The 19,427-nt window shown below is 65.1% G+C and carries 22 protein-coding genes; 19 read left to right on the top strand and 3 right to left on the bottom strand.

Annotation, left to right across the window (positions count from 1 at the left end; translation table 11 throughout):
* Positions 1-260: 260 nt before the first annotated feature.
* From G9Q80_RS18730 to G9Q80_RS18665, 15 genes are all read left to right on the top strand, one after another.
* Positions 261-797: a DUF3305 domain-containing protein gene (locus tag G9Q80_RS18730; protein WP_088714171.1), complete on the top strand. Its 537-nt coding sequence runs from the start codon at positions 261-263 to the stop codon at positions 795-797.
* Positions 794-1,429, top strand: a complete 636-nt coding sequence (locus G9Q80_RS18725) for a DUF3306 domain-containing protein (RefSeq protein WP_088714122.1) — start codon at positions 794-796, stop codon at positions 1,427-1,429. The genes G9Q80_RS18730 and G9Q80_RS18725 overlap by 4 nt, the downstream gene beginning before the upstream one ends.
* Complete coding sequence (locus G9Q80_RS18720; RefSeq protein WP_074620704.1) at positions 1,426-2,055, top strand: TorD/DmsD family molecular chaperone; 630 nt, start codon at positions 1,426-1,428, stop codon at positions 2,053-2,055. The genes G9Q80_RS18725 and G9Q80_RS18720 overlap by 4 nt, the downstream gene beginning before the upstream one ends.
* Positions 2,056-2,135: 80 nt before the next feature.
* On the top strand, positions 2,136-2,324 hold the full coding sequence (locus tag G9Q80_RS18715; protein WP_088714121.1) for a twin-arginine translocation signal domain-containing protein: 189 nt from the start codon (positions 2,136-2,138) through the stop codon (positions 2,322-2,324).
* Between the two features lie 137 nt (positions 2,325-2,461).
* A complete protein-coding gene (locus tag G9Q80_RS18710; protein ID WP_088714120.1) occupies positions 2,462-5,362 on the top strand; it encodes a formate dehydrogenase subunit alpha in 2,901 nt (966 codons plus the stop codon).
* A gap of 12 nt (positions 5,363-5,374) precedes the next feature.
* The gene (gene fdh3B, locus G9Q80_RS18705; RefSeq protein WP_043143213.1) at positions 5,375-5,968 is read left to right on the top strand and encodes a formate dehydrogenase FDH3 subunit beta; all 594 of its coding nucleotides are present in this window, start codon (positions 5,375-5,377) and stop codon (positions 5,966-5,968) included.
* Between the two features lie 163 nt (positions 5,969-6,131).
* Positions 6,132-7,385 carry a formate dehydrogenase subunit gamma gene (locus G9Q80_RS18700; RefSeq protein WP_043143215.1) on the top strand — a complete coding sequence of 418 codons (1,254 nt, stop codon included), beginning with the start codon at positions 6,132-6,134 and terminating at the stop codon, positions 7,383-7,385.
* A complete protein-coding gene (locus G9Q80_RS18695) occupies positions 7,385-8,668 on the top strand; it encodes a c-type cytochrome (RefSeq protein ID WP_088714170.1) in 1,284 nt (427 codons plus the stop codon). The genes G9Q80_RS18700 and G9Q80_RS18695 overlap by 1 nt, the downstream gene beginning before the upstream one ends.
* Positions 8,665-8,790, top strand: coding sequence for a hypothetical protein (locus G9Q80_RS28485; protein ID WP_261394718.1), 126 nt, complete (start codon positions 8,665-8,667; stop codon positions 8,788-8,790). Before G9Q80_RS18695 ends, G9Q80_RS28485 begins: the two co-directional genes overlap by 4 nt.
* 27 nt (positions 8,791-8,817) lie before the next feature.
* Positions 8,818-10,146, top strand: coding sequence for a sigma-54-dependent transcriptional regulator (locus G9Q80_RS18690; protein WP_069208555.1), 1,329 nt, complete (start codon positions 8,818-8,820; stop codon positions 10,144-10,146).
* Positions 10,147-10,350: 204 nt separating this feature from the next.
* Entirely contained in the window at positions 10,351-11,058 is a 708-nt protein-coding gene (locus tag G9Q80_RS18685) for an ABC transporter permease (RefSeq protein ID WP_043143218.1), read from the top strand.
* Complete coding sequence (locus G9Q80_RS18680) at positions 11,051-11,809, top strand: ATP-binding cassette domain-containing protein (RefSeq protein ID WP_083342134.1); 759 nt, start codon at positions 11,051-11,053, stop codon at positions 11,807-11,809. Before G9Q80_RS18685 ends, G9Q80_RS18680 begins: the two co-directional genes overlap by 8 nt.
* A 32-nt stretch (positions 11,810-11,841) precedes the next feature.
* On the top strand, positions 11,842-12,651 hold the full coding sequence (locus G9Q80_RS18675) for an ABC transporter substrate-binding protein (protein ID WP_043143220.1): 810 nt from the start codon (positions 11,842-11,844) through the stop codon (positions 12,649-12,651).
* 57 nt (positions 12,652-12,708) lie between these two features.
* Entirely contained in the window at positions 12,709-13,578 is an 870-nt protein-coding gene (locus G9Q80_RS18670; protein WP_088714119.1) for a substrate-binding domain-containing protein, read from the top strand.
* 189 nt (positions 13,579-13,767) lie between these two features.
* Positions 13,768-14,328, top strand: a complete 561-nt coding sequence (locus G9Q80_RS18665) for a helix-turn-helix domain-containing protein (RefSeq protein ID WP_043143224.1) — start codon at positions 13,768-13,770, stop codon at positions 14,326-14,328.
* A 21-nt stretch (positions 14,329-14,349) separates the two neighbouring features.
* On the opposite strand, the gene G9Q80_RS18660 is transcribed toward G9Q80_RS18665, so the two are convergent.
* On the bottom strand, positions 14,350-15,723 hold the full coding sequence (locus tag G9Q80_RS18660; RefSeq protein ID WP_088714118.1) for an L-serine ammonia-lyase: 1,374 nt from the start codon (positions 15,721-15,723) through the stop codon (positions 14,350-14,352).
* Between the two features lie 229 nt (positions 15,724-15,952).
* Between G9Q80_RS18660 and G9Q80_RS18655 the strand changes: the two genes are divergently transcribed.
* On the top strand, positions 15,953-16,519 hold the full coding sequence (locus G9Q80_RS18655; protein WP_052244553.1) for a fasciclin domain-containing protein: 567 nt from the start codon (positions 15,953-15,955) through the stop codon (positions 16,517-16,519).
* 121 nt (positions 16,520-16,640) lie between these two features.
* Positions 16,641-17,105 (top strand): peptide-methionine (R)-S-oxide reductase MsrB, encoded by a 465-nt coding sequence (gene msrB / locus G9Q80_RS18650; protein ID WP_069208549.1) that lies wholly within the window; start codon positions 16,641-16,643, stop codon positions 17,103-17,105.
* A gap of 170 nt (positions 17,106-17,275) precedes the next feature.
* Here msrB and G9Q80_RS18645 read toward each other — a convergent pair whose 3' ends face one another.
* Positions 17,276-17,605, bottom strand: coding sequence for a hypothetical protein (locus G9Q80_RS18645; RefSeq protein ID WP_088714117.1), 330 nt, complete (start codon positions 17,603-17,605; stop codon positions 17,276-17,278).
* Between the two features lie 126 nt (positions 17,606-17,731).
* Positions 17,732-18,355 carry a J domain-containing protein gene (locus G9Q80_RS18640; protein ID WP_088714116.1) on the bottom strand — a complete coding sequence of 208 codons (624 nt, stop codon included), beginning with the start codon at positions 18,353-18,355 and terminating at the stop codon, positions 17,732-17,734.
* A 73-nt stretch (positions 18,356-18,428) separates the two neighbouring features.
* Here G9Q80_RS18640 and G9Q80_RS18635 point away from each other — a divergent pair, with 73 nt between their 5' ends.
* Both G9Q80_RS18635 and G9Q80_RS18630 read left to right on the top strand, forming a co-directional pair.
* Positions 18,429-18,686: a BolA family protein gene (locus G9Q80_RS18635; RefSeq protein WP_043143241.1), complete on the top strand. Its 258-nt coding sequence runs from the start codon at positions 18,429-18,431 to the stop codon at positions 18,684-18,686.
* 164 nt (positions 18,687-18,850) lie between these two features.
* A complete protein-coding gene (locus G9Q80_RS18630) occupies positions 18,851-19,108 on the top strand; it encodes a hypothetical protein (RefSeq protein ID WP_043143243.1) in 258 nt (85 codons plus the stop codon).
* The last annotated feature ends 319 nt before the right edge of the window (positions 19,109-19,427 follow it).

Genomic DNA, 19,427 nt, shown 5'->3' with positions numbered 1-19,427 from the left:
CCGCCGAAACGGACGCATTCGGGATGCTGCGCTGCGGCTGATTCGAGCATTCTCAAAACGCCGCTTTTCCGAGCAAAAATGTCAGGTTGGACAAAACGTCCGTGGCCCGGTGGCGCCCCTGTCGGGGCTGCCCAAATTGACCGTTTCGGGCGCGGAATACCGCGGTACGCCGTTTTTCGCTTTCGTTCGGCAAGGTTGCCGGATCAAACTCCTGTCAAGGGAGGACCACCGTGATCCACAATCCGAAGGCGTACCGGACCATGCCGCTGGGCATCGTGCTGAGACGCGCCCCTGGCGTGACTCGATGGGCGAAGTGGGTCTGGACCGCATCCGCCGTCATGCCCGGCGCCGGCGAAGCCGACTGGCGCGTCCTGCGCACCGAGGGCGAGGTGACCGAGTACCATGCCGCGACCGTGCCGCTGGAACTGCACGGCGCCGATACGGACGCCTACCTGCACGAACTCTCGGCCAAGCAGCCCAGCGTCTACGTCATCCTGCGCGAGGCGACAGAGGGAGAGGCCCCGCTGGAGGTGCTGACCGTGACCGCCTCGCCCTACGAGGCGCAGGACTATTCCGACAGCGGCGAGGAAATCATCGAGAAGGTCCCGATGCCGCCCGCGCTCTATGCGCTGGTGGCCAACTTCGTCGAGGAATTCCACGAGGAAGAGATCTTCATCAAGCGTAAGCGGGACAAGAAGCGCATCGACCTTGTCGAGGATGGCGTGGGCGATCCGCGTATCGGCAAGCTGGAGGATGTCTATGCCTCGCCCGCGCAGCAACGGAGGCGCATGAATTGAGCCGGTCGCCCGCAGATTTCTGGTCGCGCCGCCGCGCAGCCGTTGCCGCCGAGGACAGGGCCGAGACCCGGGCCGAACAGCAGGCCGCCGAGGCCGAGCAGCAGCGCGCGCTGGAGGACCGCCCGGACGAGGAGATCCTTGCCGAGCTGAACCTGCCCGCCCCCGAAGACATGGAGGATCCCGCCCAGGTGCAGGCGCTGCTCAAGGCGGTGGCGCCGCAACGGCTCAAGACCCGCGCCCTGCGGCGGCTGTGGCGGTTGAACCCGGTGCTGGCCAATGTCGATGGGCTGGTCGATTACGGCGATGACTTCACCGATGCCGCCCGCGTGGTCGAGAACCTGCAATCGCTCTACCAGGTCGGCAAGGGCATGTTCGACAAGGCGGTGGAACAGGCCGAGGCAGAGGCCCGCGCCGCCAATGCCGACAGGGATGCGATCGACGAGTCGCCGGATCAGGTCCGGGACGCGGTCGCCACAGACGCCGACGACAGCGATGACAGCGATGCCAACGTGGCACCACCGGCCCCGGCCCCCGAACCGGCGCCTCTGGCCCATTCCGAACCGAAAGTTGAACCAGAGACCTATGCCGCCGCCCCGCGCCGGATGCGCTTTCGCTTCGAGACCAGCACATGACGACCGACAAGGACCAGATGACAAACACCGCCGAAACCCGCCAGATCGCCGAAGAAGACCGGCTTCGCGCCGATCTTTACAATTTCCTCGGGCTGCTACTGGCCGGGCCGCCGGACGAAATGCTGCTGGCGCAGACCGCCGGCCTGTCCGGCGACGCGACAGAGATGGGGCAGGCCATCGGCACCCTGGCGAAACTGGCCAAGGTGACAAAACCCAAGACCGCGACCAGCGAATACAACAAGCTGTTCATCGGCCTGGGCCGGGGCGAACTGCTGCCCTACGCCTCTTATTACCTGACCGGCTTCCTGAACGAGAAACCGCTGGCTCTGCTTCGGCAGGACATGGTGCGGCAGGGGCTGGAACGCGCCGACAACGTGTTCGAACCCGAGGACAACATCGCCTCGCTGATGGAGATGATGGGCGCGATGATCGTGGGGCGCTTTGGCGCGCCGGCCAGCCTGGATGCGCAGCGCCAGTTCTTCAACAAGCACATCGGCCCCTGGGCGGGGCATTTCTACGCCGACCTCGAAGGCGCCAAGAACTCTGTCTTTTACGCCCCCGTGGGTACCGTCGGACGGCTCTTCATGGAGATCGAGTCCGAGGGGTTCCGCATGAGCGGCGAGTGAGGATTTCGCCGGGTGCGTTCGGATACGCACCCATCCCGGGGCGGGTGACCGTCCCTCAACCCGTGAAAGGAGTAACTTTCATGACCCAGGAACCCAAGGCCTCGCGCCGGAATTTCCTCAAGCTGGCAAGCGTCTCGGCCCCCGCGGCCGCGGTTGCGATCGCCAGCGGCCAGGCGGCCGAAGCCGGTCCCGCCGAGCCTGACCTGACTTCGGAAAAGATGCAGGACACGGCGCATACACGCGCCTTCTACGACAGCGCCCGCTTCTGAGGCGGCGCCCGCTCTGTCCGGCAGCGTCCGGTCAAAGCATGTAACGGCCCAAGGCGACTGGTTGCGTGACGCCCGACTGCCCCAGGCCATCGTCAGAGTCCCGCGCCCCTCAAAAGGCGCGCAAGGGAGAGAAAACCATGTTGAGGAAAAAGACCAACGGGGTTGCGCGACGCCCCCAGCGGACAAGTATCCTTTCCGAGGCCGCCAACGCCTCGGTTGACCGCCGCGCCTTTCTGCGCGGCTCGGGTCTGGCCATCGGCGGGATTGCCGCCATTGCCGCCACCGGCGGCACCGTGAAACAGGCCAGCGCCGCCTCTGCCGCCGCCCTCGGCGCGGTGGAGCTCAAGAAATCCGTCTGCACCCACTGTTCCGTGGGCTGCACCGTCATCGCCGAAGTCAGCGACGGCGTCTGGGTCGGGCAGGAGCCCGGCTGGGACAGCCCGTTCAACCTGGGCGCCCATTGCGCCAAGGGGGCCTCTGTGCGCGAACACGCCCACGGCGAGCGCCGCCTGAAGTACCCGATGAAGAAAGAGAACGGCGAATGGGTCCGCATCTCGTGGGAGCAGGCCATCGACGAGATCGGCGACGGCATGATGAAGATCCGCGAGGAAAGCGGACCTGACTCTGTCTACTGGTTGGGCTCGGCCAAGCATTCCAACGAACAGGCCTACCTGTTCCGCAAATTCGCCGGCTACTGGGGCACGAACAACGTCGACCACCAGGCGCGGATCTGCCACTCGACCACGGTTGCGGGTGTTGCGAACACATGGGGCTACGGCGCCATGACCAACTCCTACAACGACATCCACAACAGCCAGGCGATCTTCATCATCGGTGGCAACCCCGCCGAGGCGCACCCCGTGTCCTTGCTGCACGTGTTGCGCGCCAAGGAGATGAACAATGCGCCGCTGATCGTCTGCGACCCGCGGTTCACCCGCACGGCGGCCCATGCGGATGAATACGTCCGCTTCCGTCCCGGTTCCGACGTGGCGCTGGTCTGGGGGATCCTCTGGCACATCTTCGAGAACGGCTGGGAGGACAAGGAGTTCATCCGCACCCGTGTCTGGGGCATGGACCAGATCCGCGAGGAAGTGGCCAAGTGGACCCCCGAAGAGGTCGAACGCGTCACCGGAACGCCCGGTTCGCAGCTGCGCCGCGTGGCCCGGACGCTGGCCAACAACCGTCCCGGCACCGTGATCTGGTGCATGGGCGGCACCCAGCACACCAATGGCAACAACAACACCCGCGCCTACTGCATCCTGCAGCTCGCGCTGGGCAACATGGGCACCTCTGGAGGCGGCACCAACATCTTCCGTGGCCATGACAACGTGCAGGGCGCGACCGATCTCGGCGTTCTGTCGCACACGCTGCCCGGCTACTACGGCCTGGCCAAGGGATCGTGGCAGCACTGGGCGCGCGTCTGGGAGGAAGACTTCGACTGGCTTTCGGCCCAGTTCGACACGCTCAAGGGCGCGGACGGCAAGGACAAGAACCTGATGTTCGAGACCGGCATCCCGGTCAGCCGCTGGATCGACGGTGTCCTTGAAGACCCCGAGAACATGGACCAGCCGAACACGGTCCGGGCCATGGTGCTCTGGGGCCATGCGCCGAACTCTCAGACCCGCATGGTCGAGATGAAGAAGGCGATGGAGATGCTGGACATGCTGGTCGTCGTCGACCCGTATCCCACCGTTTCCGCCGTGCTGCATGACCGTGAGGATGGTGTCTACCTGCTGCCCGCAGCCACGCAGTTCGAGACCTACGGGTCGGTGACCGCCTCCAACCGCTCGCTGCAGTGGCGTCAGAAGGTTGTCGATCCGCTCTTCGAGTCGAAGCCCGACCAGGAGATCATCGGTCTCTTCGCCAAGAAGTTCGGCTTTCATGATCGCATGTTCCGCAACATCGCGCTGGAGGACGACGGCATCACGCCGAATGTCGAGGATACGCTGCGCGAGATCAACAAGGGCATGTGGACCATCGGCTATACCGGCCAGTCTCCGGAGCGGCTGAAGCTGCACATGGAGAACCAGCACACCTTTGACCGCACCACCCTTCAGGCGGTGGGTGGCCCGGCCGACGGCGACTATTACGGTCTGCCCTGGCCAAGCTGGGGCACAGCCGACATGAAGCACCCGGGCACGCCCAATCTCTACGACATGTCCAAGCCTGTCGCAGAGGGCGGTCTGACCTTCCGGGCGCGTTTCGGTGTCGAGCGTAACGGCGACAACCTGCTGGCCGATGGCGTTTACTCGGTGGGATCCGAAATCCAGGACGGCTATCCCGAGTTCACCATGCAGATGCTCATGGATCTTGGCTGGGACGGTGACCTGACCGAGGAAGAGCGCGCGGCGATCGACGGCATCGCCGGGCCCAAGACCAACTGGAAAACCGACCTTTCGGGCGGCATCCAGCGGGTCGCGATCAAGCATGGCTGCGCCCCCTTCGGAAACGCAAAGGCCCGTGCGGTCGTCTGGACCTTCCCGGATCCGATCCCGGTGCACCGCGAACCGCTGTACACCAACCGCCGCGACCTCGTGGCCGACTACCCGACCTACGAGGACCGCAAGTTCTACCGTCTGCCGACCATGTATGCGTCGATCCAGAAGCAGGACTTCAGCCAGGACTACCCGATCATCCTCACCTCCGGCCGACTGGTAGAGTACGAGGGCGGCGGGGACGAGACCCGGTCGAACCCCTGGCTGGCCGAACTGCAGCAGAACATGTTCGTCGAGGTGAACCCGCGGGACGCCAACAACCTGGGTATCCGCGACGGTTCGGATGTCTGGGTCGAAGGCCCCGAGGGCGGCAAGGTCAAGGTCATGGCGATGGTCACCCAGCGGGTGGGCGAAGGTGTTGCCTTCATGCCCTTCCACTTCGGCGGCCACTTCCAGGGCGAAGACCTGAGGTCCAAGTACCCGGACGGCGCGGATCCCTATGTGCTTGGGGAATCCACCAACGTCGCCCAGACCTACGGCTACGACTCGGTGACCCAGATGCAGGAAACCAAATGTACCCTGTGCAAGATCACCGCAGCGTAAGGAGAAACAGACATGGCAAGATCCAAATTCCTCTGTGACGCCGAGCGCTGTATCGAGTGCAACGCCTGCGTGACCGCGTGCAAGAACGAACACGAGGTGCCCTGGGGGATCAACCGCCGCCGCGTGGTGACGATCCAGGATGGCACGCCGGGCGAACGCTCGATCTCGGTGGCCTGCATGCACTGTTCCGACGCGCCCTGCATGGCCGTCTGTCCGGTGGATTGCTTCTACCAGACCGAAGAAGGTGTGGTCCTGCACTCCAAGGACCTCTGCATCGGCTGCGGCTACTGCTTCTACGCGTGCCCCTTCGGCGCGCCGCAGTTCCCGCAGGCGGGCAACTTCGGCTCGCGCGGCAAGATGGACAAATGCACCTTCTGTGCCGGCGGCCCCGAGGAAACCCACTCGACCGCGGAGTTCGCCAAGTACGGGCGCAACCGGATCGCAGAGGGCAAGCTGCCCATCTGCGCCGAGATGTGTTCCACCAAGGCCCTGCTTGCCGGTGACGGCGACGTGGTCTCGGGCATCTACCGCGAACGCGTGGTCGCCCGTGGCTTCGGCTCGGGCGCCTGGGGCTGGGGCACCGCCTACGACCAGAAAGGCGGCTGACGCCTCCTTTGGGCGGGGCCCTGTCCCGCCCTATCATTCCATCTCATGGCAGGGGCCCGTGATCCACGGGCCTCTGGCCAATGGCAGAATATGACGCCTCGGGCCTCCGGCGCCGCCAACTCGGCTGCCGCGTCCACGGCGTGTCTTTTCGACGGGGACAGTCATGTCACAACGCTCCAGCGGTTTCGGATGGTTCATTCTATTGGTGGCCGGCCTTGCCGTGCTGACCTTCATTTTCCGGCCGCCCGCGCCGGCAGAGACGGGCACCGACCCGGCGACCCTGGCCGAGGCGCGCAAGGCCACCGGCGGCGCCCAGACGCTGGAGGACATCCTGGCCCGGCAACGGGGCGAAGAGGTCGATCTCAGCTTTCGGCGCGAGTTCGGCCAGCCGGGCGCCGATCCGGATGCACCGCTGGCGCTGGCCCCGCTTGGAGGCGCCTCGGACCCCGACCTGTGGCGCGCGCTGCGCTATGACGCGGCGGATGTGAACGTCTCCGCCGGCGGGGACGTGGCCAAGGTGTTGGTGCAGGATGGCGGCATGGCCTGGTACGAATTCCGCAAGGGGCCGCTGGCCACCTATGGCGGCTGGCTGCTGATCGGCACCATCGTCGCGCTGGCCGTCTTTTACCTGTTGCGCGGCCGGATCGGCATCGACGAGCCGATGACCGGGCGCACCGTGACCCGGTTCCAGGCGATCGAGCGTTTTGCGCACTGGCTGCTGGCGGGGTCCTTCGTCCTCTTGGGCCTGTCCGGCCTGCTGACGCTCTTCGGGCGCTTCTTCATCTTGCCGACCTTTGGCCCCGAGCTGAACTCGCAGCTGCTGATCGCGTCGAAATTCGTGCACAACAACCTGGCCTGGCCCTTCATGCTGGGGCTGGTCATGGTCTTTGTCATGTGGGTCTGGCACAACATCCCCGACCGCACCGACATCACATGGTTCGCCCAGGCGGGCGGCATCATCGGCAAGAACCACCCGCCGGCCAAGAAATTCAACGGCGGGCAGAAGATCATCTTCTGGTCGGTGATCCTGCTGGGCGCCTCGATCTCTCTGTCGGGCCTGTCGCTGCTCTTTCCGTTCGAATTGCCGCTCTTTGCCAAGACCTTTGGCATCGTCAACCAGACCGGCATCCCCCAGTGGTTGGGCTATGGCGCTCTGCCGACCGATCTGGCCCCGCAGGAAGAAATGCAGCTGGCACAGCTCTGGCACGCGATCGTGGCCTTTGTCCTGATGGCGATCATCATCGCGCATATCTACATCGGCTCCATCGGAATGAAGGGCGCCTTTGACGCGATGGGCTCGGGCGAGGTCGACGAGGCCTGGGCGCATCAACACCACTCGCTCTGGCTCGATGAGGTCAAGGCGCGCCAGGCGAAGGACGGCAAGACCCCGGAGTCCGGGGCCACCCCGGCGGAATGATGCGGGCCGCGCTGCTCGCCCTCGCGCTCGCGGCCTTGCCCGCGGGCGCGGAGGAATTCACCACGCTCAAGGGGCATGGCGGCCCCGTCATGGCCTTGGCGATCTCTCCCGGCGGTGAGGTGACAAGCGCCAGCTTCGACAACTCGGTCGGGCTGTGGTCGGGGCGCGCGCCCACCTGGCTGGAAGGACACGCGGCCGCGGTCACCGCGCTGACCTGGGGGGCGGGGGGCGCACTGGTCTCTGGCAGCGACGATTTCGCGGTGCGCCAATGGCGCCCGGTTGACCGCCTGCTGGGCAAACACATGGGCAAGGTGACGTCGCTGTCCGTCGCGCCCGACGGCAGCCATGCCGCCAGTGGCAGCTGGGACGGCAGCATCAGGCTCTGGCCACTGACAGAGGCGGCCAGGGCGGGGGAACTGCCCTATCCCGGTGCGGGCGTGAACGCCGTGGCGCATTCGCCGGATGGGCGTTTCCTCTATGCGGCGACCTCCAAGGGTGTGCTGCTGCAATATAACCTCGACACGGGCGGATCGCCCCTGCCGCTGGTCGAACATGGTTTTGGCATCAACCGGCTGGTCATTGGCCCCGGCTGGATCGCCTATGGTGCCGTGGATGGCGGCACCCGCGTGATCGACGCGGCGACCGGCGTGCAGATCGCCGACTTCACGCTCGACCGCCGCCCGATCCTCGCCCTCTCCTGGCACGCCGAAACGGCGCAACTGGCGGTCGGGGACGGGCATGGCTACATCATGATGGTCGACACGGAGCAATGGCGCATCACCCGCGATTTCCGCGCCATGCGGCATGGGCCGGTCTGGGCGCTGGCCTTTGCCCCGGACGGGCAGGTGATCTACGCGGGGGGGCTGGACGACGTCGTCTATGCCTGGCCCGTGGCCCTGCTGGACGAACTCGACGCGCCCGAAGGCTCGGGCCAGCGCAGCTTTCTGCGCGACCCCGAAACCATGTCCAACGGCGAACGGCAATTCATGCGCAAATGCTCGATCTGCCACGCACTGACCCCGGGGCCGTCGCGCAAGGCGGGGCCGTCTCTGCACGGTGTCTTTGGCCGCCAAGCCGGGACATTGCCGGGCTACAGCTATTCCGACACCCTGACAGAAGCCGGCTTCGCATGGACGGAAGAGACCATAGACGCCCTGTTCGACGAAGGCCCGGACCACTACATTCCCGGCTCCAAGATGCCCATGCAGGTGATCGCCAAAGGCTCGGACCGGGCCGACCTGATCGCCTTTCTCAAATCCGCAAGTGAAGGAAACAGCAAATGAAAGCCATGCTCTCGGGGTTCGCCGCGATGATCCTGCTGGCCGTCGGCGCCTGGTACGGGCTGAACGAGATGAAATTCTCGAGCGCCGACAAGCAGACCGGCGTCAACGTGCGGCTCGACTGATCCGGCGGGCGGGTTAGACTGTCAGCCATGAGCCCACTGGATGATTATGGACAGGCCCTCAGCGGTGCCTCGGTGCTGGTCGTCGACGACGAACCGGGCATGCGCAACTTCCTGGCCAAGACGCTGGGCCCCCGGGTCAAGACCGTGGCCGAGGCGGGATCGGCGCGCGAGGCGACAGAGCGGCTGGACGAGGCGCAGTTCGACGTCATCGTGGTCGACAACAAGATGCCGGGCGGGTCTGGCATTGACTGGGTCAGGGAACAGCGGCGCAAGGGGCTTTATGCCGAAACCGTGCTGATCACCGCCTATGCCGACCTGGAAACCGCCATTGCCGCGCTGCGGGCCGGGGTCAGCGATTTCGTCCTTAAACCCTTTCGGGCCAACCAGTTGATCGGCGCCGTGGCGCGGACGCTGGATCGCGGCGCGCTGCGCCGTGACAACCGGCTGTTGCGCCATGCCCTTCAGGCCGAGGGGGAAACCCGCCTGCTGGGCCGCTCGGCGCCGATGCAGGCGGTGCGCGCCATGCTGGAAAAGCTGGCGCCGCTGCCGACGCCGGTGTTGTTCACCGGCGCGACCGGCACGGGCAAGGAACTGGCCGCGCGCACGCTGCACCAGATGGGCGGCCGGGCGGAACGGCCCTTCGTGGCGGTGAACTGTGCCGCCATCGCGCCGGACCGCATCGCGGCCGAACTGTTTGGCGAGGTCGAGGGGGACCGCCTGCGCCCGGGTCTTTTCCTGCTGGCGGATGGCGGCACCCTGTTCCTCGACGAGGTCGCACAGATGTCGGAAACCCTGCAGGCGGCCCTGTTGCGGGTGATCGAGGATCAGCGCATCCGCCCCCTGCGCGCCGAACGCGAGATCCCGCTGGATCTGCGCCTGACCTTTGCCACCAATACCGATCTCGACAAGGCGGTTGACGACGGGCGGTTCCGCGCGGACCTCTATCACCGCATCAACGTGCTGCGGATCGAGATGCCGCCCTTGAGCGACCGATCCGAGGACATCGTCGAGCTTGCCGCGCTGTTCATCCAGCATTTCTCCCGCGCGCTTGGCCTGCCGGAACTGAAACTGGACGACGAGACGCTCTTGAAACTCAGCCGCTATCCCTGGCCCGGCAACGTGCGTGAACTGCGCAACCTCGTGGAACGCTCGGTCATCCTGGGCAGTTTCCCCGAGGATTTCGCCGGCAGCGGGTCTGTCACCGGCGTGCAGGCCATCGAGAACCTCGATCTGGTGATGCAGCGGCACATCATGCATGTCCTGGAACTGTCCGGCGGCAACCGGGCCGAAGCCGCAAGGCGGCTGGGCGTTTCGCGCAAGACCGTGGATCGCAAGGTCGCAACCTGGGGCGAGTGAACCCAGTGGAACACGTCCTCTGGTGGTTGCAAAATTAAGCATAATTTACATATGGGCTGGCGGGTCAATCTGACCTGCCAGCCCCCTTGTTTTCTTGAGGCTATGGCCAATATGTCTCGCTTTTCTCCTTGCGGGTGGGGCTTGTCTTTTCATACCTTCTGAACAGAGCGGGGCGTATGCCCCGGAAATTTTGCAGGAGATGACATGCAGGACATGGGAGAGGCCCTTGCCGTCGCGATGACGCTTGTCCTCTCGGGCGATGGCGACCTGGTCGAGATCGTCGGACTGTCGCTGCGTGTCAGCCTGACCGCCACGGTCGCCGCCTGTGCCATCGGCCTGCCGATCGGCGCGCTGGTCGCCACCAACCGCTTTCCGGGGCGGGGGGCGGTCCTGGTGGTGATGAACGCGCTGATGGGCCTGCCGCCCGTGGTCGTGGGGCTGATCGTCTACCTGCACCTGTCGCGGGCCGGGCCGCTGGGGTTCCTGGGGCTGCTCTATACGCCCGCCGCCATGATCATCGCCCAGACCATCCTGATCGCCCCCATCGTGGCCGCGCTGTCGCGCCAGGTGATCGAGGACATGCATGCGGAATATGCCGACCACTTCCGCTCTCTCTGCCTGAACACCCGCCAGACCGTGCAGGCGCTGCTCTGGGATGCGCGCTACGCGCTGCTGACCGTGGCGCTGGCCGGCTTTGGTCGCGCCGTGGCCGAGGTGGGCGCCGTCATGATCGTCGGTGGCAACATCGACCACATGACCCGTGTCATGACAACCGCCATCGCGCTGGAGACCTCCAAGGGGGACCTGCCGCTGGCCCTGGGGCTGGGCATCGTGCTGATGGTCCTGGCGCTGGGGGTCAACGCCCTGGTCCACAGCCTGCGCCTGACCGCCGTGAGACAAGCCTATGCGTGAAGCCATCATCCACGGACCCGAGGCCCTGACAGCGGGCGCTGTCCCGGCCTCCAACCTGCTTCCCCTGCGGGTGCGGGGCCTGTGCCTGACACTGGGCGGGCGCCGTATCCTGAACAGCCTGGACCTGGACCTGGGACCGGCGGGCTGCACCGTCCTTCTGGGGCCGAACGGGGCGGGAAAAACGCAACTCCTCAAGGTTTTGCATGGTCTTCTTGAACCCGACGCGGGAGAGGTCGACTGGAATGGCGCCGCGCCCGGGCAGGTCACCTCGCGACAGGCGCTGGTGTTCCAGAAACCCGTTCTGCTGCGCCGGTCGGTCGCCGCGAACGTCGATTTCGTGCTGAAGTCGCGCAACCTGCCGCGTGCCCGCCGCCATGCCCTGCTGGATCACGTCGGCCTGGGCGACAAGGCGCGACAGCCCGCCCGACTGCTGTCCGGTGGCGAGGCGCAGCGCCTTGCTCTGGCCCGTGCGCTGGCAACGGAGCCCGAGGTTCTGTTCCTGGACGAACCCACCGCCAGCCTCGACCCGGCCTCCGTCAACCGAATCGAGGAAATCGTGCTGAAGGCCGTGCGCAACGGCACCCGCGTGATTCTCGTGACACATGATATCGGACAGGCCCGCCGGCTGGCCGATGAGATCGTCTTTCTGCATGGCGGACGGGTGGCCGAACAGGCCGCCGCCGACCGCTTTTTCGCAGGCCCCCGAACGCCGGCGGCCCGGGCCCATGTCTCGGGCGGCCTCGTGCTCTGACCTCACTCAATACCCTACGGAGGAGATATTCCATGAAACCGCTTCATCTTGCGGCGCTGCTCTGCGCCGTGTCGCTGCCCTCTGCGGCGCTGGCCGATGACATCCTTGTGCAGTCGACCACCTCGACCGCGAACTCGGGGCTCTACGATCACCTGCTGCCGATCTTTGCCGAAGCGACGGGCATCCAGGTCAACGTGGTGGCCGTGGGGACTGGCCAGGCGATCCGCAACGCCCGCAACTGCGACGGTGACGTGCTGTTGGTCCATGCCAAGCCGGCGGAAGAGAAATTCGTCGCCGATGGGTTCGGCGCGTCACGTACAGACCTGATGTACAACGATTTTGTCATCGTCGGCCCCGCGGAAGATCCGGCCGCCGTGGCGGGCATGGACGATGTCCAGCCGGCGCTGGAAAAGATCGCCGCGGCGCAGGCGCTGTTCGCCTCGCGCGGGGATGATTCCGGCACCCACAAGAAAGAGGTTTCTCTCTGGGGCGCCACCTCGGTCGATCCGGCCAATGCCTCGGGCGACTGGTATCGTGAAACCGGCTCGGGCATGGGCGCGACGCTGAACGCGGGCATCGGCATGGGGGCCTATGTCATGACCGACCGCGCCACCTGGATCAGCTTCAAGAACAAGCAGGATTACAAGATCCTGGTCGAAGGCGATGCGGACCTGTTCAACCAGTACGGCGTCATCCCGGTTTCCGCCGAGAAATGCCCGTCAGTGAACATCGAAGGCGCGCAGGCCTTTGCCGACTGGTTGCTGTCGGATGACGGCCAGGCCGCCATCGCCGATTATGAGGTCGACGGGCAACAACTCTTCTTCCCGAACGCCCCGGATTGATCTAGGACAATTCGCCAGGCGGCCCGCATACACTAGATCTTTGGGCCAGGAGGCCCGATGTCCAGCGTCAATACGCCTGAATATTTTACTGTCGCAGAGCTGGCAGAGCTGCTGCGACTGAAAGAACGCAAGATCTACGACCTCGCCGCCTCAGGCGGGGTTCCCTGTTCGCGCGCCACAGGCAAGCTGCTGTTTCCCGCGCGCGACGTCTATGCCTGGATCGCCTCGCATACCACCGGCCCGCAAGAGACCGAGGCCCGCCCGCCGATCCTGTTGGGCAGCCACGATCCGCTGCTGGACTGGGCCGTCCGCGAAAGCCGCTGCGGCCTTGCCACCTATTTCGACGGGTCTCTTGATGGGCTGGACAGGTTCAAGGCCCGCGAAGGCGTGGCCTGCGGGCTGCATGTCTATCATTCCGAGACCAGCGACTGGAACGTGCCCAGCGTCGACAAGACTCGCGATGCCGTGTTGGTGGGGTTTGCCCGCCGCCGTCGCGGGCTGGTGGTGCGCCCGGACGAGACGGGTATCACCGGGCTGGAGGATCTCGCCGGACGCCGTTTTGCGCCACGCCAGCCGCTCTCGGGCACGGCCAAGCTGTTCGGAGACCTGGCAGAAGAGGCCGGGCTGGACCACGCGGCGCTTGATCTTGCGCCGGTGTCCCGGACCGAGACCGAGGCCGTGCAGGCCGTGGCCCGGGGCGAAGCCGACGCGACCTTCGGGCTGGAGACGCTGGCCCGCGATTTCGGCCTGCAATTCCTGCCCCTCATCGAAGAGTTCTTTGACCTGCTGATCGACCGGCGGCAGTATTTCGAGGCACCGATCCAGGCGCTTCTGAACTTCTGCACCGGCGATGCCCTGCGCGAACAGGCTGCCCGGTTGGGTGGCTATGACATCGCGGAGCTTGGCAAGATCCGCTGGAACGCCTGACACTCTGCCTGAGCTTTGCCGGATTGGTCTCTGGAAACACTGGAAATTCCGCAATTGGCGTCTGCGGGACAGGGCGGCTCGATTGGATATATGCCAAATTCTAACAGGCCCGCAGCCCTGCAATTCTTGCGTTTCAGCGGGAATCTGTATCTAATTCGAGATACGGGATAGTTTCCCGGGGGGATAGAAATGAAGAGCGATCTGACGGTCCGCCTCGCCGGGCGCCTGTCGGCGCTACGGGCTGCCCGTGGCTGGACGCTGGATCAACTCGCCGCTGCCAGCGGTGTCAGCCGCGCGGCGCTGTCGCGGCTCGAGAATGCCGAGGTCAGTCCTTCGGCGGATGTCCTTTCGCGCCTGGCGGCGGCGCATGAAATGTCCCTGTCCCGCCTCTTTGCCATGATCGAGGACGGGTTCTCCGCCCATGTCACGCGCGAGGAACAGGCCGTCTGGCGCGACGGCGAGACCGGGCTGGCCAAACGCTTTGTCTCTCCGGCGGCATCGGCCTTGGCGGGCGAGGTCGTGGAATGCAAGATGACGCCCAATTCCGAGATGGTGCAGGAGTCGCCCGAGGTCGTCGGGCAGGAGCATCATATCGTGCTGCTGAGCGGTTATCTGCACGTCAGCCTGGACGGATCGGGCTATAACCTCGGCGCCGGGGACTCGCTGCGCTATCGCGAACACGGCGAGGTGCGGCTGGTCACGGATCGCGGGCAGGGGGCGAAATTCATGCTGGTGAGTGTCACCAGCTGAGCGTGACGCCCCTTTTCCGGGTCAGCAATTCGGCACGTTGACGGCCAGCCCGCCCAGCGAGGTTTCCTTGTACTTTTCGCTCATGTCGTGGCCGGTCTGGCGCATGGTCTCGATGCAGGCATCAAGCGGGACCAGGTGCGTGCCATCGCCCCGCAGGGAAAGCGAGGCCGCCGAAACCGCCTTGATCGCGCCCAATCCGTTGCGCTCGATACAGGGCACCTGGACCAGCCCCTTGACCGGGTCGCAGGTCATGCCAAGGTGATGCTCCAACGCAATTTCCGCGGCGTTTTCAACTTGTTCCGGCGTCCCGCCCATGACCGCGCACAGACCTGCCGCCGCCATAGCGCTGGCGCTGCCGACCTCTGCCTGGCAGCCGGCCTCGGCGCCCGAGATCGAGGCATTGTATTTCACCAGCCCGCCGATCGCGGCGGCGGTCAGCAGGAATTCGGGTATGCGGGCGCGCGTTGCCCCGGGCACATGGTCCAGCCAGTAGCGGATCACCGCCGGAACGACACCGGCCGCGCCATTGGTGGGCGCGGTGACCACCTGGCCCCCGGCGGCGTTTTCCTCGTTCACCGCCATCGCGTAGACGCTCATCCAGTCGTTGATCGTGTGCGGGGCGCTTTGGTTCATGCCCCGCTCGGCCTGCAACTGGTCGTGGATGTTCTTGGCGCGGCGTTTCACGTTCAGCCCGCCGGGCAGCACCCCGTCCGAGGTCAGGCCCCGGTCGATGCAATCCTCCATCACCTGCCAGATCCGTGCCACGCCCTTTTCCAGGCTGTCGGCACAGCCGCGCGACACCTCGTTCGCGCGTTTCATCTCGGCGATGCTGCGCCCGGATTTCTTTGCCATCTCAAGCATTTCCGTGGCGCTCTTGAAGGGGTGGGGGACGGGGGCACCCTCATCCGTGTCCTTGCCGGCGGCCAGTTCCGCCTCTGTCAGGACAAAACCGCCGCCGACCGAGTAATAGACCTCTTGCAGGATCACGTCGCCCTGGGCGTCCGTGGCGCGCAGGATCATCCCGTTGGCATGGCCGGGCAGCGACTCGTCGTAGTCAAAGACAAGGTCCCTGGACGGATCGAACTGCAGCGCGGGCAGGCCGTCGGGCGTCACTCTGTGGGTCTTCGCGATCTCGGCCAGCGCCGCCTCGGCCTTTTCGTGGTCGTAGGTTTCCGGCACGAAACCGGCCAGCCCCAGCACCGTGGCGCGGTCGGTGGCATGGCCGACGCCGGTAAAGGCCAGCGACCCATGCAGCGAGGCGCGCAGCCCGTGCACCGCAAAGGGCGCCGCCCGCAGCTTGTCCAGAAAGCGGGCCGCCGCGACCATCGGGCCCATCGTGTGCGAGGACGACGGGCCGATCCCCACCTTGAACATCTCGAAGACCGAAAGAAACATCTGCGCTCCCTTTATTCTTGTGCCTCATGTAGCGCAGCGCCCGCGCGATGCCGACGCCGAAAACGACATGACGTCTGCCAAAGGCGCGCTTGACCCTTGGGCGCTCACGACTCCGTGAACGGCTTGTGACTGTCCGGGGCGAAACTTTCGACCGCCTGTCGCGTGACTCCGGTCAGCCGCACCAAAGAGGTGCAGCCTGAACCGACAGACAAACAGGAAGGACCACCAAATGAAACCCCTCAAGACTTTCGCAGCCGTTGCCCTCGTGACCGTGTCCGGCGCCGCCTTCGCGGCCAGCCATTCCGACACCGGCAACCCGATGGTCGGTGGCGCCGCGATGTTCCCGGACAAGACCATTGTCGAAAACGCCGTGAACTCGGCCGACCACGAAACCCTCGTGACCGCGGTCAAGGCCGCCGGCCTCGTCGACACTCTGTCCAGTGAAGGTCCCTTCACCGTCTTCGCACCGACCGACGATGCATTCGGCATGATCAAGCCCGAGAGCCTGAACGCGCTGCTGCAGCCCGAGGCCAAGGATCAGCTGACCACGATCCTGACCTGTCACGTGGTGGCGGCCAATGCCATGTCCGACGCCATTGCCGGGATGATCGCCGATGACGGCGGCATGCACCCCGTGCCGACCGTGGGCGGCTGCACCCTGCAGGCCAAAATGGACGGGGACGAGATTACCCTGACCGACGAGAACGGGCGCACCGCGACCGTCACCATCGCGGACGTCAAACAGTCGAACGGCGTCATCCACGTCATCGACCGCGTCCTGCTGCCCAAGCAGTAATGTGATCGGTTGCGCGAGGTAAAGTAACCCCCAGTTCGAGCCTCGCGCAATCGTGCGCATCCTGTGCTTGCCCCCGCAGGCCTGGGTGCGCATCCTTTCCCCGAGATAAGAGGAGGCCCCGATGAAACGACGCAACTTTATCGCCGCCGGGGCTGTGCTGCCGTTCTTCACGCGCAGCGCCCTGGCCGCCGGTGGCAATTTTGAGATCACCCGCAGCAAGGCGGAATGGCGCGCCATGCTGAGCGACGCGGAATACCGCGTCATGCGCGAAGAGGGCACCGAACGCGCCTTTACCTCGCCGCTGAACGACGAAAAGCGGAAAGGCACGTTCCTGTGCAAGGGCTGCGACCTGCCGCTCTACGCTTCGGAGACCAAGTTCGACAGCGGCACCGGCTGGCCCTCGTTCTACCAGGCCCTGCCGAACGCCATCGAGACCAAGCCCGACCGCAAGCTCTTCGTGACCCGGACGGAATGCCATTGCCGCCGCTGCGGTTCGCACCTGGGGCACATCTTTGACGATGGGCCGCCGCCCACGGGCAAGCGCCATTGCATCAACGGTGTCAGCCTGACATTCCGCCCGGCCTGACGGGCGGGAAACACAAAGAAAAACGGGCGTGTGGCTGGACTAGGGCCACGCGCCCGTTTCCTTTGGTGGGTCGAACGGGTCGAAAAATTGCCCGAAATTGACGTTAGGTCGCGTCGGATTGTCTGTCCAGAGGGTTTCGCAACCTTACGGACGTGTCCGGCCAAGGCGGCTCAATTCAGCGTGGAAACCCGTGTCATCGTTCGGGTAAAGCCCTGCAGCGAAATCCGCAGCGTCACGGGGGTATCCAGGTCCGCCGCCGGGCTGATTTCGACCGGGTCCGGGTTGACCGAGTAGATGCGCGTGTTCTCCGTCACGCCGTTCTCGACGTAACCGGCGACGAAATTCACCGCCTGCACGCCGCCGCCGGAGACCTGCTTGTTCGTCAGCACCACCTTGCCGAAATCCGACCGCGGCCCCAATGGCAACTCCTGCGCCGACAGGGGCAGGGCAAGGGAACAGGCGGCAAGGACGGCAAGGGTCAAACGGCGGGTGGCAAACATGCGAATCGAACTCCTGGCGGTTTGACCCAGCCTATCACCGGAACCGGGACAAAAATGGGTCCGGAATACCCGGACCCAGCCATTAATTCCTGAACATGTCCGGCCTGTTACCCGGCCCCGCGCTGTCTACTTAAAGCTGCGGCTGTCCTTGATCTGATCCCAGGCCCAGACGACCTGCTGCAGCTGTTCTTCCTGGCTGCGGTCGCCGCCGTTCATGTCCGGGTGAAGCACCTTGATGAGCGACTTGTAGACCTTGCGGATCTCGGCCTTGGACATGTGATCCTCGGCCTCGAGAATATCCAGCGCCTTGCGCTCGGTCGGGGGCAGCTTGCGCCCGCCGCCCTGCTTGCGCCCGGGATTGCGCGTGGCCTTGTCGCCCAGCACCTGGTGCGGGTCCTCGATGCCCAGCCGCGCCCAGGCCTTGGCCTCAGGGTCGCGCCAGTCCTTGGTCTTGCGCTCCCAGACCTTGTCCGAGGATTCCTGGGCGTTCATCTCCGCCTCGGTCTTGCCGTCGAAGAAGGACCACTTGGCATTGTATTCCCGGACGTGGTCCTTGCAGAACCAGAAATAATCATCCAGCACGTCAGGCGCCTTGGGCGCGCGGAATTTGCCCGGTTCCTCGCAACCGTCATGGTCGCAGATGCGCGTGGATGTCTCCTGTGCGCCAGTCATGCCCTTCCGTCCGCGCGGGTTTTTCTTTTTCGCGGACTTAACGGACATGTCGAAACCGAAGGGGTCAGGTTTGCTCATCTCGCACCTCTTCTCGACTCGGACACCGGAGCATAGACTATCGCGGAACGAGATACAGGGGGTCCTGCGAAAAATGTCGCGAGCCGATGAAATCCAGATGAAACTAGAGGCGGCCTTCGAGCCCAGCCTGATCGAGGTGCGCAACGACAGCGCGCGCCATGCCGGCCATGCGGGCGACGATGGCAGCGGGGAAAGCCATTTCCACGTAATGCTGCGCGCGCCCGCCTTCGAGGGCCAAAGCCGCATCGCCCGGCACCGGGCCGTTCACGCGGCCCTGGGGCCGGACCTTGTGGCGGAAATCCACGCATTGTCGCTTGATGTGCAGGCGTAACATTGCCGGGCTCGGATGTCGGCGGGAAATGACCGTCGGCATCCGGCCCAACCGGCGGGTTTGGACCGGATTCTGCTTCCCCTTTAAGGTGATGTTGTAAGTTTCGGCTCAACTTTGGACATGAGGTGCACGGGCATCGTGCCCGGTTCAAAGGAGGCGAACTTATGTCACTATCCAGACTCACCTGTACCGTCGCGGCGGTCATCCTTGCGGCAACTGCCGTGCAGGCAGACGATCCGTTTCCGGTGGTGCAGGGGGCGCACAAGGGCAAAGGCCTTGGCTTTGGCGGTTTCGTATCCGGCGCCGCGCCCGGTAAGGGCGTTCCGTCCGGAAACCAGGTGCCAGAGCCGCCGCGTTCCACCGTGGCAAGCGGCGTCCTGTCGCAGATTTTTTCAACGAGTTCGACCAGCGGTACCAACTGACGCCCTTTGGCAGAAAAAGGGGCGTGGTCCATGCGGACCGCGCCCCGACTTTCTGTGAACAAACGGATGAAAGCCCCCGTTTCAATCTTTTGCGTGTCGCGCCGATCAATCCTGACGCTCTGGAGATCTAGCAACCCCCGGTAACAGAACGTTAACAAATTGCGCTGACGCTGCGGCAGTCAGGGATTCCTTACCTTGGGTCAGGGCAGGGAACGGCTCGGGTCAAATCTTCGGTCGGACTCGCGCGCAGACAGACGAAACGCGGCCCTTGGGGGCCGCGTCGCGTGTTTTGTACAAAATGCTGGAAAAGCCGTACAAA

The organism is Mameliella sp. LZ-28 (assembly GCF_012274245.1).
In the GTDB taxonomy this organism is placed as follows: Bacteria; Pseudomonadota; Alphaproteobacteria; order Rhodobacterales; family Rhodobacteraceae; genus Antarctobacter; species Antarctobacter albus.
This window is presented reverse-complemented; position numbering and strand designations above follow the sequence as displayed.